We start from the raw sequence: 17,998 nt of genomic DNA, 5'->3' as shown, positions 1-17,998 counted from the left end.
CCTTAATACAATTAGCACATGGAACCAATTCAAATGGTTGATCTAAAGAATCAATACAATAAAATAAAATCTCGGATAGATGAAGCAATTTTGACCTGCATAAATAGCACATATTTCATTAATGGACCAGAAGTAGCCGAATTTACAGGCAGCCTCCAACAATACCTTGGGGTAAAACACGTAATTCCATGTGCCAATGGTACCGACGCTTTGCAAATTGCAATGATGGCTCTTAACCTTCAACGCGGAGATGAAGTAATAGTACCTTCTTTTACATACGTAGCAACTGCCGAGGTGATCGGCTTGCTAGGCCTTGTACCAGTAATGGTGGACGTAGATCCAGCCACATTCAATATAACGGTCCAGCAGATAGAAGAGGCCATTACCTCTAGAACTAAAGCAATAGTACCTGTTCATTTATTCGGCCAGTGCGTGGACATGCAGCCAATTGTCGAACTTGCTCAAAAAAAAGGCATCCATGTAATTGAGGATACCGCACAAGCGCTAGGCGCTGTATATACAATGAATAACGGAGACCGCCACTTCGCCGGCACAATAGGAGATATTGGATGTACTTCATTTTTCCCTTCAAAAAACCTGGGGTGCTATGGTGACGGCGGAGCCATATATACAAACAATGAAACGCTTAGCGCTCGGCTCTCAATGATAGCCAATCACGGCCAGGAAAAAAAATATATACATAAATACATCGGAGTAAACTCTCGCCTTGACAGTATTCAAGCCGCCATTCTTAACGTAAAGCTACAGCATTTAAATGAATATGCGGCAGCGAGGCAAGCCGCCGCAGATTACTATGATGAAGCACTAGGAGGTATTGATAGGCTTGAAATTCCGTATAGATCTCCCAATTCGACACATGTGTTTCATCAATACACACTAAAAGTAAAAGATAATTTACGCGGTAAATTAGCGGCATTTCTCAAGAGTCAAGGTATTCCCTCTATGGTGTACTATCCTCTGCCATTAAGCGTGCAAGAAGCGTATAAGGGTATTGGCATAGTTAATAGCATCCCCGTAACAGAGGACTTATGCACCTGTGTTCTCTCAATACCCATGCATACAGAACTGACAACAGACCAACTTGGCTATATTACCGACAGCATCCGATCCTTTTTTAATGAAAACTGAGCATATGGCTGATAACTTTTTCCATCATCCCACGGCAATAATTGATCACGGCGCAAAAATTGGCAAAGGCACAAAGATTTGGCACTTTTCCCACATCATGGCACCTTGTACAATCGGAAATAATTGTAACATCGGCCAAAACGTGGTCATTTCACCGGAAGTAGTCCTGGGTGATAATGTAAAAGTTCAGAATAATGTCTCAATTTATACAGGAGTTACGTGTGGTAATGACGTTTTTTTAGGGCCCTCCTGCGTATTCACGAATGTAATAAATCCGAGAAGCGCCATAAACCGTAGAGGGCAATACAGCCACACTCATGTAGGTGATGGCGCGTCTATTGGTGCCAATGCCACTATTGTTTGCGGACATAATATCGGAAAGCATGCATTTATTGGCGCAGGCGCTGTAGTAACGAAGGCGGTTGCAGATTATGCCCTAATTGTAGGAAATCCCGGCCGCCAGGTTGGCTGGATGAGCGAATACGGTCATAAACTTGCTTTTAACGAAGACGGCCGAGCTATCTGCCCCGAAAGCGGTGAAATTTATGAATTGAACAATAAACAGGTGATAAAAGTTAAATAATGACTTCTGAAAGAAAAATAAGATTTGCAGTTCTAGGCTGTGGGCATATCGGAAAACGACATGCTGAAATGATCTCTCGAAATAGTGAAGCTGAGCTTGTAGCATTAGTGGATACGAAGCAGAAGACAGAACTCGAAATCGATGCCTACAATGTGCCGCTGTTCCATTCAATTGAAGATTTTCTTGCAGCAGACATTGACGTCGATGTTGTAAATGTTGCCACGCCCAACTCATTTCATGCATCCCAAGCGCTACAAGTACTTGAAGCACGAAAGCACGTTGTTGTGGAAAAGCCAATGGCACTTTCTAAATCTGATGCCGAAAGGGTAATTTACCGGGCACTTCAGGTTAATAAGCACGTATTCGCGGTAATGCAAAATAGGTATTCTCCTCCTTCCGTTTGGATCAAGGAGCTGGTAGAGTCCGGCAAACTTGGAAAGATCTACCTGGTACAGCTCAACTGTTACTGGAATCGTGATGAACGCTACTATAAAATCGATAGCTGGCATGGTAAGAAGACCTTGGATGGAGGCACATTATTTACGCAGTTTTCGCACTTCATAGATATAATGTATTGGCTTTTTGGTGACATCACGAATATCAATGCAAAGATAGCCGATATGAATCACTCTCATTTGACAGAATTTGAGGACAGTGGCTTTATTAATTTTGACTTTCTCAATGGAGGAATGGGTTGTCTCAATTTCTCAACATCAATATGGGACCGCAACCTTGAAAGCAGCATGACCATTATCGCCGAAAACGGTAGTATTAAGATTGGTGGCCAGTATATGGACAAAGTTGAATATTGCCATGTGAAAAATTATAGCCTGCCAGAGCTGGCTCCTACAAATCCAGGAAACGACTATGGAGCCTATAAAGGCTCTGCTCAGAATCATCATTATATTATTGAAAATGTGATAAATGTATTGAAAGGAAGAGATGCAATTACCACAAACGCACTTGAAGGTCTCAAGGTAGTTGAAATAATAGAAAGAATTTATACCGCAGGGAAAAAAGAATAAAGACTCCTATCATATTAGATAAGTAAAATACTCCTCAATGAAAAACTTTGTAAACAGATTAAAAGAAATTCTGAGTCCATCCCTTAAATTTGACACTTCTTCAAATTATTGGGAACAGAGATATAAAAGAGGAAAAAACTCAGGAGACGGCTCGTACGGGCGTCTAGCCAACTTTAAAGCGGAAGTAATTAATAGACTTGTTAAGGAAAACCAATGTACATCTGCCATTGAATTAGGATGTGGTGACGGCAATCAACTAAGTTTGATTGACTATCCCAGATATGTCGGACTGGATATTTCCGAATCAGTCATAAAAAAGTGCCGAGAACAGTTTCAGTCTGACAAAACGAAGCGGTTTTATACTAATACAAAGGAAAACATAGCGAACCTTAAGAAAGAAAATCAATTTGATATTGCACTTTCAATAGACGTGATTTATCATCTGGTAGAACAGAGCGTCTATGAAGAATACCTGAGAACCTTGTTTGAGCTATCCGGTCGGTGGATTGTCATATACTCCACAAACTTCGAGCAACAGGATGCTGCGCATGTGCTTCATCGTAAATTTACCGATTGGGTTTCCCAAAACCAACCTGGATGGTCACTTATAGACAGGATCGAGAATCCATATCCAGGTACTGGACATCAGGAATCACTGGCAGATTTTTATGTTTTTAAGAAGACTTGACCGTTTAACCGCTTAGGCGTTATATCAAGAAAATATGAAAGGGAATTTGGTTATTTTTAATTCTAACTATCCGAGCCCGGCGAATCTGTACGGGGACGTTTTTGTGCATTCCAGAGTAAGGCATTACATGCAGCATTTCAATGTTCAAATCCTCGGATGCAGGCCAGATCTTGCACAACCTGAGGAATATGTGTACGAAGGAGTGAATGTATTAAACCTCAATTCTAAACACGCCTTTATCGATTACATCCAGAATAACCCTCCTGATATAATTGGAATTCACTTTGTTGCCGGATGGATGGTTGACTCGATCTTAGCGCATGTTAAGGTGCCGGTTTTTATCTGGATTCACGGCTATGAAGCTCTCGGCTGGTATCGAAGATTATTTAATTTCAAATTGAGCGAAAGTGTCTCCTTCGGCAAGTATATTTTATCCAATACCAGGCAAATGTTAAGGATGAACAAGCTTTCCCAGATTTCCAACAAGCAAAAAAACATTCGTTTCATTTTTGTCTCCAATTGGATGAAGACTATTATGGAAACCGACACTCGTTCCAAGATTGAACAGTACTACTTGATTCCAAATCCTATTGATTCAGAGCAATTTGCGTATCATCCTAAAGCTTCAGAACTGCGAAAAAAAATTCTACTGATCCGTTCCTTTGATTCTAAGAAGTATGCAAATGACATTGCAATAGAAGCAATACTGCACCTTAGTAAAAAGGACTTTTTCAAAGAGCTTGACTTTACCATCTATGGGAAAGGAAAGTATTTTAAGCCACTAACTGACCGACTTGTTCAATTTAACAATGTAAAAATTGTAAACGAATTCGTCGAGAACAAGAATATTCCTTCCGTACATCGAGAATATGGAGTTTTTCTCTGCCCTACGCGACAAGATGCCCAAGGTGTTTCCATGTGCGAAGCTATGTCAAGCGGTCTAGTACCTGTGACATCCAATAATACCGCCATACCGGAGTTTATTACTGATGGGCAAAACGGCCTCCTTAGTAATTCCGCGCAAGAAATGGCAACGTGCATTGAAAAACTATACCGTCATCCGGAACTGTTTACAGCTATTTCCGTAAAAGCGGCCAAAAGCATCAGAGCTATGGCAGGCCATCAAGTTGTGATCAACAAAGAGATTAGCCTTCTTTCAGAAGCTTTGCGCGGCACTAACTAACCTTAATTATTTGATCTGGAATTGAATGAAAGAAAGAATCAAAAACCTCATCGTATTCGGAACAAGGCCAGAAGCCATAAAAATGGCTCCGTTGATCAAAGAATTTGAGAAGCATTCCGAATTCTTTGACACAAAGGTCTGTGTAACGGGCCAGCACCGGCAAATGCTTGATCAAGTTCTCGAATTCTTTGAAATAGAACCCGAATTTGATCTCGACCTTATGCGACATAACCAGACACTATTTGACATTTCCGCAGACATCTTGTTGAAGATAAAACAGGTGTTTGATGAATTTTGTCCTGACTATGTGTTTGTTCATGGCGATACCACTACCTCAACGATCATCTCACTTGCGGCTTTCTATAGTAAAATAAAGGTATGCCATGTTGAAGCTGGTCTACGTACCTATAATAAATACTCTCCATTCCCGGAAGAAATGAATCGGCAATTAACCGGCCGGCTGGCAGACTTCCATTTTTCTCCTACAGATTTGGCAAAAGCGAACCTGCTACGCGAGGGTGTTGATCCATTGCAGGTGATTGTGACCGGTAATACAGTAGTTGATGCACTTTTTGATGGCCTTGAACGCAACAAGGAACTCAACAATCCGGAAATTGACGCGCTTCGGCCTCTATTTTCCAAACAGAAAAAAACAATCCTGATCACAGGCCATCGCCGGGAGAATCTTGGAGAAGGATTTATGAACATTTGCTTTGCAGTCAAACAGATTGCTGAGACTAATGAAGTTAATATAGTTTACCCCGTGCATATGAATCCCAACGTACGAGACACAGTTTTTTCAATTCTTGAGAATATTCCTAATGTACATCTCATTCCCCCACAACCTTATCCGGTTTTTCTTTGGATGATGGAAAAATCAGACATAATTCTGACAGATAGTGGGGGTATTCAGGAAGAAGCTCCTTCCTTGGGGAAGCCAGTACTAGTGATGCGTGAGGTGACCGAACGCCCGGAAGCTTTATCTGCCGGCACTATAGTTTTGGTAGGTACTGATAAGGAAAAGATTATTCAAAATGTACAAGCTCTTATTGACGATAAGGAATATTATGCCTCATTTATGAATAGACTCAATCCATATGGAGATGGTGAGGCCAGTAAAAGAATTGTTGGCTTTTTTTTAAAAAAAGAGTTTAATCAAAACATTGAACAGAAATCCGCATAAATAGAGAACTGGGACATAAACATTCAAATGGATTCCAAAAAGGTTGTTAAACGGTTTTTGTCATTTTCTGTAGGTACATGGATAAATGCCATTATATCCTTAGTTGGCATTCCTATTATCAGCCGCTTCATAAGTCCCATAGAATATGGAAAAGCAAGTATGTTCACGCTTGCTGTCAATTTGTTTCAGTGCATCGTTGTATTAGGTATTGATCAAAGTTTCGCTCGTTTTTATAATGAAATATCACCCGAAAAAAGAAAATTCCTGCTTAGAGACGTTCTGTTTCCGGTAGTAGCTATTTCATTGGCGGGCATCGTACTGCTTCAGTTATTCAATAGCCAGGTATCCCTGCTTTTATTTGACTCACCGGACTACACAGTTGAAACCAATATCTTAGCTATCAGCATCTTAATTGCAGCAATCCTCAGAATAGGACTACTATCAATAAGAATGCAAAACAAGGCAAAACGCTACTCGCTGCTACAGGTAATCAATGCAATTTCTACCTTGGTTAGTACTGTTGGTTATGCTTATTATGCTAAGCCCAACTTTACTGCAGTAATTATCGGGTTCGCGATAGGCCAGATTATTACTTTACTATTGTGTATAATTCTCGATCTCAAAGTTTGGCGCGAAGTGTTCCATTTAAAGTTAAACCATAAATCATATGATTTAAAACCCCTTATTTTATATGGCTTACCTTTTATTCCCACTTTTATTGTAGACTGGTTCTTCCAGGGTATCGACAGAACTTTCCTGCGTGTCTATGCCAACTATGAAGCACTTGGATTGTACGCTGCCGCTGTAAAAATATCACTAAGCCTTAATATTGTGCAAATTGGTTTTACTACCTTTTGGATGCCGTATGCGTATGAGCGGTATAATACAAATGCCGAGGAAACTTCCTTCTATAATCGCTTTTTCAACTTGATCACCTATGCTTTTAGCATGCTTATCTGTAGTATTCTGGTATTCGATAATATACTGATCCTTCTATTCCCGCCTGAATATTATCTGATAAAATCCATCTTTCCGTTTCTGCTCTTTGTTCCTATGCTGTATACGCTTTCTGAAATAACTGTAGTAGGCATTAATTATCGCAAAAAAACTGCCTACCACTTTCTTATAGTAATAGTTGCCGCCATAGTGAACGCAATAGCCGCGTACATACTAATACCGATCTATGGGGCTACCGGGGCTGCAGTAGCTACTTTTCTCGCATATATTTGTTTTTTTGTTTTAAGAACAGGCATCTCGTTAAACTATTATAAGGTTCCCTACAATTTTACCAAATTTATCGTAACATTAGCAATATTATTAACTTTCATATTATTTAAGATGTTATATATGAATTTATTGGTAAATTCAATTGGCTTATTTTCTATGATGTTGTTAACTTTAATATTTATGTCTGACCTTTCCAAGCTCAAAAACTTAGTCCGATGATCCATATAGTTGACTACGGCCTGGGGAACTTAGGTTCTATTCAAAATATGCTCTCCAGATTAGGGGTAGAATCCCTTATAGCCGAGGACCCTGCAATGCTGCAGGATGCCCAAAAGATTATCTTACCTGGTGTGGGAACTTTCGACGTTGGGATGAACAACCTTGAGCGCCTGGGATGGCGGGAGGTACTGGACAAGAAAGTCCAAGCGGAGGGCGCCAAGATACTGGGTATCTGCCTCGGCATGCAATTAATGACGAAAAGAAGCGAAGAAGGTACCCTACCCGGCCTCGGCTGGATTAGTGCAATCACGAAGAAGTTCACCTTTGAAGCCACCTCTTCATATAAAGTACCTCACATGGGATGGAATATCGTTCAAGTGGCAAAAGAATCAAGAATACTTGAGCAGACTAACGATGAAAAACGCTTCTACTTCGTGCATTCATATTACGTTGAGTTGGAAAATAAAAAAGAAACGTTAGGTACAACGAATTTTGGCGGTTCTTTTTGCTCGGCTTTTGAAGTCGGCAATATTATCGGAGTTCAATTTCATCCTGAAAAAAGTCATAAATTTGGAATGCAGCTCCTGCGAAACTTTGCTGATAATTAATGATTTATGCTAAAATCCAGAATTATTCCGTGTCTTTTACTGCGAGACGGAGGATTGACTAAAACTGAGAAATTTAAAAAAGGCAAATATATTGGGGACCCGATTAATGCGGTAAGGATATTTAATGACTTAGCGGTAGATGAGCTCATTTTTCTTGATATTGATGCATCTAAGCATAAGGTTGTACCCGCTTACGACGTAATTCGTGAACTTACCAGTGAGTGTTTTATGCCTTTTGCCTACGGTGGTGGCATCTCTACTGCTAAACAGATCGAACAGATTCTCAAAATTGGCGTTGAAAAAATTGTTATCAACAAAATCGCCCTTGACAATCGCGATTTTGTTGCAGAAGCCGTGAAGCAGTTTGGAAGTTCCACAATCATTGTTGGAATAGATGTCAAGAAGAATTTTCTTGGCAAATATTTCGTATATGATCATGTAAAGACTCAAACCACCAATGAACAAGTTATTGCTTATGCCAAGGAAATAGAGTCATTGGGCGCAGGAGAGATCTTTGTAAATAATGTAGATCGCGATGGTGTATGCAATGGTTATGATACCACGCTTATTTCGCAGGTTAGTAAAAACGTAGGCATTCCGGTTATTGCCTGTGGGGGCGCAGCCACCATCGAAGATTTTGGGGCTGCAGTAAAATCAGGTGCATCAGCAGCCGCGGCAGGCAGCATTTTTGTTTATCAAGGCCCACACAAAGCAGTACTTATTTCTTATCCCAATGTAGCGGACCTGGAAAAAGTTCTTAAGTAAATACTCATATGCTAGAATACAAAACATGTGTCAGGTGTGTAATGGATACAACTGACCCCGATATCAGGTTTAATGAACAAGGTGTCTGCAACTATTGTGAAGAAGCAGAAAGCCTACTATCCTCATTCAAATTCACTCCAGGTAAAGAACAAGAGAACCTTAAGACGCTAGCTGAAAGAATAAAAAGTGACAGTAAAGGAAAATATGATTCTATTGTTGGATTAAGTGGTGGTGTTGACAGTTCTTACGTGGCCTATTTAGCCAGAGAAATGAAACTGAATCCACTTTGCGTACATTTTGACAACGGCTGGAACTCAGAAATTGCAGTGTCTAACATAAAAAAGATTGTCAATAAATGTGGATTTGATCTGGAAACATACGTTATTGATTGGCCTGAGTTCCGGGATCTACAACGTTCTTTTTTTAAAGCTGGTGTCGTCGATATAGAAATGCTGACAGACCATGCCATAATGGCTACCATGTTCCAACTACGCAAAAAATATAAAATCAAATACATCCTGTCCGGTAGCAATTATGTTACCGAGCACGGAATGCCTACCTCGTGGCTATGGCGGAAACAGGATCTTCCCAATATCAAGGATATACAAAAAAAGTTCGGCACTAAAAAAATTAAGAATTTCCCCACTATGAATTCCATAAAATTCCAGTTAAGTAAAATGCTGGGACTCGGTGGTACGTACATAGAAATTCTGAACAACATAAATTATAGCAAAGCCATGGCTATGGAAGTGTTGAAAAAAGAGTTCGAATGGGAATATTACGGCGGTAAACATTATGAGTCTGTATTCACCAAGTTCTACCAAGCCTATTTCTTACCGGAGAAATTTAATTATGATAAACGTAAAGTGCACCTTTCTGCGCAGATAAGGAACGGGGAGATTACAAAAGAGGAAGCGCTGAAAGATCTTTTGGAAGCGCCTTATGAGCCTACCCAACTACGTATTGATAAACAATATGTGTTAAAAAAGCTCGGTTTTTCAGACGAGGAATTTGAAGATATCATGAACGCACCTCCTAAAAACCACCTCGATTACGCAAGCGATGAGTGGATTTTCAATATATGGAGGAAATTAAGGAGGAAGAAGAAGGATGCTTAAAAGTATGCAGACAATCAAACGTCATGTATTGTTTCTATCCGGTGATGATTTTAAAGAAAAATCCATACAGGTTATCCGTAAAACACCGGAAGCCTATGTAAAAAACGGATGGAAAGTAACCTACTTTGTTGCAAGAGACAGCTCTAATAAGGGAAACTATTATTACGAGAATATCATTAACCCCGAAGGGATTGATGTGAAACGTTGGGAAATACCCTTTACAGAAACGCTCAACAAAGCAAAGAACAAGCTCTTCATTGTACTACTGGTAAGGTTAAGGCGTTATTTAGCTATATGGATACTTTTCAGGGAAGGACAAAAATTCCTGAAAGCCAATAGCGATGTCGATGTTGTTTACGGCTACGAAATGCCCGGATTTCTTGCCGCCCGGATGTTGAAAAAATTAAACAAAACTGGAAAAGCTCCGATAATTGCCCGTTTTCAAGGGGTTGTTTTTGTCAGAGAATGGTTGAAAAGGTCCACCTGGTATAGGAGAGTACTAAATGCGGAAACATTCTTTGCACTGAGGACTAAATCTGACCTTTGTATAATGACAAACGATGGAACCCAAGGCGACTGGGTACTTAAAACACTGTCATCCGGTCATCTTAAAAACCTGAAGTTCCTTGTAAATGGCGTAGATCAATCCCCGCCAAATGAAGGCGATTGTGAGCGTATTCGTAGAGAACTGAAAATTTGTGCGGGAGAACATATACTCATATCTGTTAGCCGGCTTGATGACCATAAACGGGTAGATCGTTGTATAAGGGTTTTTGCCTCCCTTGTAAATGAACAGGGACTTGACAACTGCCGTTATATAATAGTAGGTGAAGGTGCTAAACGCAAGGAATTTGAACAATTGGCAAGTGAACTTGATATAGCAGACAAGGTCGTTTTCGTGGGGGCTGTGGTTCAATCCCAGGTTAAAGCTTATCTTAGCGCAGGTGAGTTTTTCCTCTCTATGTACGAAGGCTCAAATGTTGGTAACCCGTTAATCGAAGCTATACAGGCGAATAAAATCATTGTTACACTCAACAATGGCGATACCGGTGAGTGGATCAGGCATAAAATAAACGGGCTGATTTATGAAATAGATGACTCAAAGGGCCTGCAGCCAGCGGCCGTAAGAAAAATTGCCGCTGATATCATGGAATTGATACAAAACCCTGACCTGCTGGCACAACTAAAAGCAGGTCTGACGGAAACAAGGTCAGCTATGTTATGGAGCTGGGAAGAGCGCTTTAATGAAGAAATTAATGCGGTGAAACAGCTGTTATGTTAATTTTCACTTTAATATATGTTTTATTTTTAATTTTCCTTTCTATTAGGAAATTCGGCGTGCTCTTGAACCCATTTTTTATTGAGGCACACTTTTCTTTATTATTTCTAGTTATTCCTCAACTAATAATGATATATGTATTCCCAGACTCAGCGGATAACGTTATATCTGATTTTGTAATTATTGCTTATGTGACTTCCGTCTACTGGGGCACCTGTACCAACCTAAAGTCTATTCATATTCCACCCATAAGGGCAGCATCTAAAGTATCAGGCGTTAACCTATTAATAGCTGCAATCTTTATTATTCCAACTCTTCCCATCCTTATCAATTGCGGATTCTCTTTTTCAGGACTCAGATGCTATTACGAGACCGTAGTTTTCAGCCAATTCGCTTCGTTATATGATCTGGGTAAAACATTTCTATTCCTGAGTATTTCGCTATTGCTCGTTTATAACAAGAAATTTACGCTACTCATTGGTGTTTTGATGCTCTTTTTAATTTTCTCGGGCAACAAATTTGCGATTTTTAACCTGTTGATCTTTCTGGCTATCTTCTTTGAAGAATACAAAGCTGTCAAGTTTCAGAAAATGATTGCCTGGGCCATACCAATCTTTTTGTTGTTGATTGGATACCATTTTATGCAGTCACGCAACTACTTCGAAAATCCTTTCCTTGCGGCTATTAAATACTTCGATATCTACGAAAAGCAGTCTTTTCTTATTGACGAACTAAGCAGCCCTAGAAGTGATTTTTATCATGGGGAAATCTATGTGTCATCCTTTTACAAATATATACCTCGCATTCTTTGGTCAGACAAGCCTGTGGCATTCGGGTTTGCAATACTGAATTATGACTACCTCCCAGATGAAGCTGCGATGAACTATATGCCTTCTTTTGGCCTGGGAACACTATATGCCGATTTCGGTTTTATAAGCGTCATGCTCCTTGGCTTTCTTGCGGGCTTTTTCAGGAAATATACATACCAAATATTCATCAGATCCGAAAAGAGCAATGCCTCATTGCTTTTATACTATTTCGGGATAACACCCCTCACCTTTATATACCTTGGCATTCAATATTTGGTAAGCTATTTTTTAACCGTTCGTAGCCAAAAATGAAATTATATATCAACTTACTTAACTTCAATTCCGACAAGATAGCTGGCGCAGGCTATTTCATGAAACGGCTCTTTGAACAAATTGATTTTAGCAGCTCTGTATTCCAGGAATTTGATGAGATTGTTATACTGCACAACAAGCATCTTGCCGTACAAAAAACATTCTCCATTCCCAGTCTGGCTAAATTCAAGTACAAACCTGTGGGGGGAATGAATCGCTTCGTCAATCGAATCCTGTATGAACAATTGATTTTGCCGTTTGCACTTATCGGCCGAAGGGGCATTTATTATTCACCAACACCAGTAATTCCCCTGCTTTGTGCGGTATTCAAACTTAACTCTCTAAGGCTCATAAGTACCATACATGACATGATCCCATTCTATTTGCGCGAAAAATATGGCCGCTTACGAAGCGCCTATATCCGTGCTATTTCTAAAGCAAGTGCGAAATACTCACATTCTGTAATTACAGTGTCGCAAAATTCGAAGTCAGACATTATAGCGCTTACCAATATTCCCGGCGATAAAATATTTGTTGTTTATAACTTTCTACCTAAAACCGAGTTCAAAAAAGAAAAGGTTGTTACGCCTACTTTTATAACCGTATCCACCATTGAACCGGGTAAGAATATTGAAAATACCATTAAGGGATTTAAACGATTTACCGAAAAATACAACAGCGGCCATTATCATTATTTCATTATAGGGAAAAACGGCTGGAATTATATGAGCATATTGCAAGAGCTAAATTCACTTCAGATTAGCGACAAGGTGCATCTTACCGGTTATCTCAATGAAAAAGAAAAAGACAAATATGTCAGCCAATGTACAGGAATGCTGTATTTAAGCAAGTATGAGGGTTTTGGTATTCCTCCGATGGAAGCCATGTACTTCGGTAAACCTTCAGTCGTTTCTAATAGCTCATCCTTACCAGAAGTTGTTGGAAAGGCTGGTGTTATTTGTAAGGAAGCCAATTCTCCTGAAGCCATCGCAGATTCAATATATCACCTAATCACTAATAGAGAAAAATATATTAAAGAAATACCGGAACAGCTAGAGAAATTTGACCCCCAAACGCAGGTAAAAGAATTTATTGCAACGCTGGAACTAAATGTGAAAAACGCTTAAAAGATGAAGTTTTCAGTATTAATTCCTGTTTATATTAAGGAAACGCCCACTTTTTTTAAGTCAGCCCTTGATAGTATATTACATCAAACCGTAATGCCTGAAGAGATTGTAATTGTAGCTGATGGGCCATTGACGGCTGAACTAGACAGCATGCTTAGGGAGTATGCCATCAGGCAGCCAGAAATTTTCACTATTGTTCGCTTACCTGAGAACAAAGGTATGGGCTACGCGATGGACACCGGTGTCAAAATGTGTAGAAATGAATGGATTGCAAGAATGGATTCAGATGACATCGCACTTACTTCACGATTCGAAAAGCAGGTTGCCTATTTGCAGAAGCACCCGGAGGTGGACATACTGGGCGCAGCAATTGAAGAATTTATGGAAACGCCTGGAGATCTTAGCAGGCAGCGTAATGTACCGGAAAAACATGACCAAATCCGGCAATACATGAAGCTAAGAAGTCCCATGAATCATATGACGGTCCTTTTCAGGAAAAAGAGTGTATTAGCTGCCGGCAGCTACTGGCATAAAAGATCTCTAGAAGATTATCATCTATGGTATCAGATGATGATGCATGGGGCAACATTTCATAATCTCCCAGAAGTATTGGTATACGCGCGTGTTGGCAATGACATGGTTGGCCGCCGAAAAGGCTTAGATTACATTAAACAAGAATTGGACTTTTTCCGGATTATGAGGCGAACCAAATTTATTTCAGCATGGGAATTTTATAAATTTTCTATGGTTCGTACGGGGGTCAGAATGCTTCCGAAGAAGATCCTTGAAATAGTTTATAAAAGAGTACTTAGGAAATAAGACCCTTATAGGGCATGATTTTTGAAAATACTTGCAATCAAATTCCCTTTTTCATGAAACATTATGCTGGAATAGCACTTCTGATACTAATCTCTGTCTCGGCATACGCGCAGGAAAAATTGCCGGCTATGGTGCCGTACAATTCGCAAAACATCAGAGAGCTCTACCTTGACACGGTGAATCATCACACTGCGTTAAAGCAGATCCTTCGCGAAGACAGTCTAGAAACTGACAACATTTCAACTCAGAAAAAGCACAGTTGGTTATATCGAAAACTATTCCAGGAGCATCTTTTAGAGCTCTGCAAACCTGATTACAATATTTTCGTGGACTTCCTGCCGGATTTTCAGGTAGGGCGAAGTAGCCAGAATAAAACAACATGGCTTAATACGCGTGGTTTGATCGTTCAGGGAAATGTCGGCAGAAAATTTTATTTCGAATCCTCTTTTTTTGAAAATCAGGGGCTTTTCCCCGTATATCTTGACAGCTTCGTGCAAAAAAAGCGGGTAATTCCAGGACAGGGACAAATCAAATACAGCGATCAAATAGGCAAGCGATATGATTTTTCCTACGTAAATGCCTTACTTTCCTATACACCCTCTGAATATTTGAACCTTACACTTGGGTATGGCAATAATTCGTTGGGGGATGGCTACAGATCGCTCGTCTTGTCTGATATTGGTTTCAGTTACCCATATCTTAAAATCACTGGTACGCTTGGGCAGTTTCAGTACACATCAATGTGGACCCAGTTTATGGACCTTTCCAGCAAATCATACAGCCAAGCATATGAAGACCTCGGATATAATAAAAAATGGGGGGTATTCCACTTCCTTGACTGGAATGCAACTAAAAAGTTGACAATCGGCCTATTTGATGCCATTATCTGGCCAGACAGCGATACTTCGGGACGCAAACGAGGTTTCGATTGGACCTACTTGAATCCAATCATTTTCCTCCGCCCTGCCGAATATTCCGTAGGCTCCTCAGACAACGCCATGGTTGGCATGAATATCAAATACAAATTCTTCCCTAAGTTCACCGCCTATGGTCAATTTGTACTTGACGAGTTCAAACTGAAAGAGTTTACCCGTAACAAAGGCTGGTGGGCAAATAAATGGTCTACACAAATAGGCTTCCGTTCTTTTGATCTATTTAAAGTCCCCAAACTTGACCTCCAGGGGGAATTGAATATTGCCCGCCCCTATACTTACTCCTTCAGGAATGGCCAAGGAAATTATGCTCACTACAACCAGTCACTCGCTCACCCTATGGGTGCAAATTTCAAAGAAGTATTAGGTATCGCTTCCTATACTTATAAGCGCTGGTACATTCGTGGCCAGCTCACTTTTGCGCAGTATGGCCTGGATCCTGATGCAGCAATAAATTACGGAGGCGATATTTTTAAATCTTATGAAACAAGAGCACAGGAGTATAACAACAAAATAGGCCAGGGCCTGAAAACGGACTTCTTCTACGGCCAAGGCTCCATCGCCTTCGTCCTCAACCCCAAATACAACCTCCGCCTGGAAGCCTCCGCCGCCGCCCGCCAGGAAAAAAACTCTCTTGGCACCAACCGCGAGTTCATCTTCTCCTTCGGCCTCCGCTCCACATTCCGCCAATTCTATTACGATTTCTAACTTATATTTGCCCCCGAAGCCCGCGACATTCCAAATTACCGGGCTTCAATAATTAAGGCAATAACTATAAAAACCAAAAGCCCCCTGACTCCTCAGGGGGCTTTTTATCTTTCGTAACCAGGGGAGACAAACAAAAGATAGGCCGTTATCCAATGGGGCGCCCGCACTGAATGAAATGCAACCTCCCGTCTCTCCCCGGCTGCATCATTTTCACAGGAAGCATTTAGTATTTATGGCTGCTGATTCTTTAAATTGACTGGATGGTTAAAATAAGGTCTCCGTATCTACAGGTCATCATATAATAGCTTAAATGAATATACGAAATAAATCTGGAAAAACCCAATTAACTTCGCACCATGCATTATGTAACGGTAGAAGGGCTTTCCAAGTCGTACGGGGAAAAGCCCCTCTTTCAGGATATTTCTTTTCATATTGAAGAAGGCGATAAAATAGCCCTGGTGGCGCTCAATGGCACGGGTAAATCCACCCTGCTCAAGATACTCACAGGTAAAGAGCACCCGGATGAAGGCAAGGTATGGATACATAAAGGCGTAACGGTAGTAATGCTGGAACAGGCTACCAACTTCCGTGAAAATCAATCGGTACTGGAAAACATCTTTGACCACGACCATCCCATTCTCAACGCCATCAAGGAATACGAGCAGCTCACAGACCAGGAGGGCGAGCCGGATGCCCAGGCCCTCACCGCCGCCATCGCAAAAATGGACGAGCTCAACGCCTGGCATTTTGATGCCAAAGTGAAGCAGATACTGGGCAAGCTCAACATCCACCACCTGGAGCAGCCGGTAGGCACCCTTTCCGGTGGCCAGCAGAAACGGGTGGCGCTTGCTAAAGTATTGATAGACATAGGGTTTGAACACAAACATACCCTGCTTATTATGGACGAGCCCACCAACCACCTCGATGTCGGTATGATTGAGTGGCTGGAAAACTACCTCGATCAGGAAAATGTAACCCTGCTGCTGGTTACGCACGACCGGTATTTCCTGGACAGCGTCTGCAACGAGATCATGGAAATAGACAACGGGCAGCTCTATATCTACAAAGGAGATTACGAGAACTACCTTGAAAAAAAGGCCGCCCGCGAAGAAGCAGACAAAGCCAGCACCGAAAAAGCCCGTAACCTCTACCGCAAAGAGCTGGAATGGATGCGCAAACAACCCAAAGCCCGTACCACCAAGGCAAAATCCCGGATAGACGCGTTTTATGACGTAAAAGAACGCGCTGCCAAACGCATAGAGCAGCAGCAACTGGAACTGAACGTTAAAATGACCCGCCTGGGCGGCAAAGTGCTGGAATTGAAAAAGGTGTACAAAGCCTACGGCAAGCTCCAGATACTCAAAGGCTTTGACTATACTTTCAAGAAAGGGGAGCGCGTAGGCGTAGTGGGCAAGAATGGCGTGGGTAAATCCACCTTCCTGAATCTCTTGCTGGGAACGGAAAAGGCGGATTCCGGCAAAATCAACGTGGGAGACACGGTTGTTTTCGGCAACTATTCACAGGAAGGGTTGATAGTAAAGGAAGATATGCGCCTCATTGAGTTCGTTAAAAGCATTGCGGAAAACTTCCCCCTGGCAGATGGCACCAAGGTCAGCGCCGCCCAATTCCTGAATCTCTTTCTTTTCCCCCCTGAGAAACAATACACCTATATCTCCAAGCTGAGCGGCGGGGAAAAACGCCGCCTCCACCTGCTGGCCATCCTGTTCCGTAACCCGAACTTCCTGGTGCTGGACGAGCCCACCAATGACCTCGACCTGCCCACTCTGAGCATCCTGGAAGATTTCTTGCAAAACTACCAGGGCTGCATCATCATAGTGAGCCACGACCGGTATTTTATGGACAAACTGGTAGATCACCTCTTTGTATTTGAAGGCGATGGTGAAGTGCGGGATTTCCCCGGCAACTACACCCAGTACCGGGAGTGGGAAAAAGACCAGGAAAAGATCAAGGCAGAACCACCCAAACCCGTGGCCGAAAGTGCACCTGCCGCCCAGCAGGAGCAGAAAGCCCGTAAAATGTCTTTCAAGGAAAAACGGGAAATGGAGCTGCTGGAAAAAGAAATAGAGGCGCTGGAGCAGGAAAAGAAGCTGCTGGATGAGCAGCTGGCCGCCGGCAACCTGCCCTTCGAGCAGTTGAACCAGGCCTCCCTGCGCATTGGCGAGGTGATGCAACTGCTGGATGAAAAGGGCATGCGCTGGCTGGAACTAAGTGAGCTGTCCGCCTAGGGAATCCCGTTTTTTATA

The 17,998-nt window shown here is 41.5% G+C and carries 16 protein-coding genes; all 16 read left to right on the top strand.

Annotation, left to right across the window (positions count from 1 at the left end; genetic code table 11):
• Positions 1-18: 18 nt before the first annotated feature.
• Positions 19-1,149, top strand: coding sequence for a DegT/DnrJ/EryC1/StrS family aminotransferase (locus ABDW36_RS05395; protein WP_343700852.1), 1,131 nt, complete (start codon positions 19-21; stop codon positions 1,147-1,149).
• Positions 1,150-1,153: 4 nt separating this feature from the next.
• Positions 1,154-1,732 carry an acyltransferase gene (locus ABDW36_RS05390; RefSeq protein WP_343700851.1) on the top strand — a complete coding sequence of 193 codons (579 nt, stop codon included), beginning with the start codon at positions 1,154-1,156 and terminating at the stop codon, positions 1,730-1,732.
• Complete coding sequence (locus ABDW36_RS05385; RefSeq protein WP_343700850.1) at positions 1,732-2,757, top strand: Gfo/Idh/MocA family oxidoreductase; 1,026 nt, start codon at positions 1,732-1,734, stop codon at positions 2,755-2,757. Before ABDW36_RS05390 ends, ABDW36_RS05385 begins: the two co-directional genes overlap by 1 nt.
• 37 nt (positions 2,758-2,794) lie before the next feature.
• A complete protein-coding gene (locus ABDW36_RS05380; RefSeq protein ID WP_343700849.1) occupies positions 2,795-3,445 on the top strand; it encodes a methyltransferase domain-containing protein in 651 nt (216 codons plus the stop codon).
• Positions 3,446-3,479: 34 nt separating this feature from the next.
• A complete protein-coding gene (locus tag ABDW36_RS05375) occupies positions 3,480-4,628 on the top strand; it encodes a glycosyltransferase family 4 protein (RefSeq protein ID WP_343700848.1) in 1,149 nt (382 codons plus the stop codon).
• Between the two features lie 25 nt (positions 4,629-4,653).
• Entirely contained in the window at positions 4,654-5,811 is a 1,158-nt protein-coding gene (gene wecB, locus ABDW36_RS05370; RefSeq protein WP_343700847.1) for a UDP-N-acetylglucosamine 2-epimerase (non-hydrolyzing), read from the top strand.
• Positions 5,812-5,838: 27 nt separating this feature from the next.
• The gene (locus ABDW36_RS05365; RefSeq protein ID WP_343700846.1) at positions 5,839-7,257 is read left to right on the top strand and encodes an oligosaccharide flippase family protein; all 1,419 of its coding nucleotides are present in this window, start codon (positions 5,839-5,841) and stop codon (positions 7,255-7,257) included.
• The gene (gene hisH / locus ABDW36_RS05360) at positions 7,254-7,865 is read left to right on the top strand and encodes an imidazole glycerol phosphate synthase subunit HisH (protein WP_343700845.1); all 612 of its coding nucleotides are present in this window, start codon (positions 7,254-7,256) and stop codon (positions 7,863-7,865) included. The genes ABDW36_RS05365 and hisH overlap by 4 nt, the downstream gene beginning before the upstream one ends.
• Before the next feature lie 6 nt (positions 7,866-7,871).
• Positions 7,872-8,630 carry an AglZ/HisF2 family acetamidino modification protein gene (locus tag ABDW36_RS05355; protein WP_343700844.1) on the top strand — a complete coding sequence of 253 codons (759 nt, stop codon included), beginning with the start codon at positions 7,872-7,874 and terminating at the stop codon, positions 8,628-8,630.
• An 8-nt stretch (positions 8,631-8,638) separates the two neighbouring features.
• On the top strand, positions 8,639-9,748 hold the full coding sequence (locus tag ABDW36_RS05350; protein WP_343700843.1) for an N-acetyl sugar amidotransferase: 1,110 nt from the start codon (positions 8,639-8,641) through the stop codon (positions 9,746-9,748).
• A gap of 4 nt (positions 9,749-9,752) precedes the next feature.
• Positions 9,753-11,030, top strand: a complete 1,278-nt coding sequence (locus tag ABDW36_RS05345) for a glycosyltransferase family 4 protein (protein ID WP_343700842.1) — start codon at positions 9,753-9,755, stop codon at positions 11,028-11,030.
• A complete protein-coding gene (locus ABDW36_RS05340; RefSeq protein WP_343700841.1) occupies positions 11,024-12,148 on the top strand; it encodes a hypothetical protein in 1,125 nt (374 codons plus the stop codon). The genes ABDW36_RS05345 and ABDW36_RS05340 overlap by 7 nt, the downstream gene beginning before the upstream one ends.
• Positions 12,145-13,275 carry a glycosyltransferase family 1 protein gene (locus tag ABDW36_RS05335; RefSeq protein ID WP_343700840.1) on the top strand — a complete coding sequence of 377 codons (1,131 nt, stop codon included), beginning with the start codon at positions 12,145-12,147 and terminating at the stop codon, positions 13,273-13,275. The genes ABDW36_RS05340 and ABDW36_RS05335 overlap by 4 nt, the downstream gene beginning before the upstream one ends.
• Before the next feature lie 3 nt (positions 13,276-13,278).
• The gene (locus tag ABDW36_RS05330) at positions 13,279-14,094 is read left to right on the top strand and encodes a glycosyltransferase (RefSeq protein WP_343700839.1); all 816 of its coding nucleotides are present in this window, start codon (positions 13,279-13,281) and stop codon (positions 14,092-14,094) included.
• A 53-nt stretch (positions 14,095-14,147) separates the two neighbouring features.
• The gene (locus tag ABDW36_RS05325; protein ID WP_343700838.1) at positions 14,148-15,734 is read left to right on the top strand and encodes a hypothetical protein; all 1,587 of its coding nucleotides are present in this window, start codon (positions 14,148-14,150) and stop codon (positions 15,732-15,734) included.
• 356 nt (positions 15,735-16,090) lie between these two features.
• Entirely contained in the window at positions 16,091-17,980 is a 1,890-nt protein-coding gene (locus tag ABDW36_RS05320; protein ID WP_343700837.1) for an ABC-F family ATP-binding cassette domain-containing protein, read from the top strand.
• The last annotated feature ends 18 nt before the right edge of the window (positions 17,981-17,998 follow it).

The sequence above is a fragment of the Chitinophaga sp. genome, from assembly GCF_039596455.1.
Taxonomy (GTDB): Bacteria; Bacteroidota; Bacteroidia; order Chitinophagales; family Chitinophagaceae; genus Chitinophaga.
Note: the sequence above shows the minus strand (reverse complement) of the source record. Positions and strands in the feature narration are given on the sequence as shown.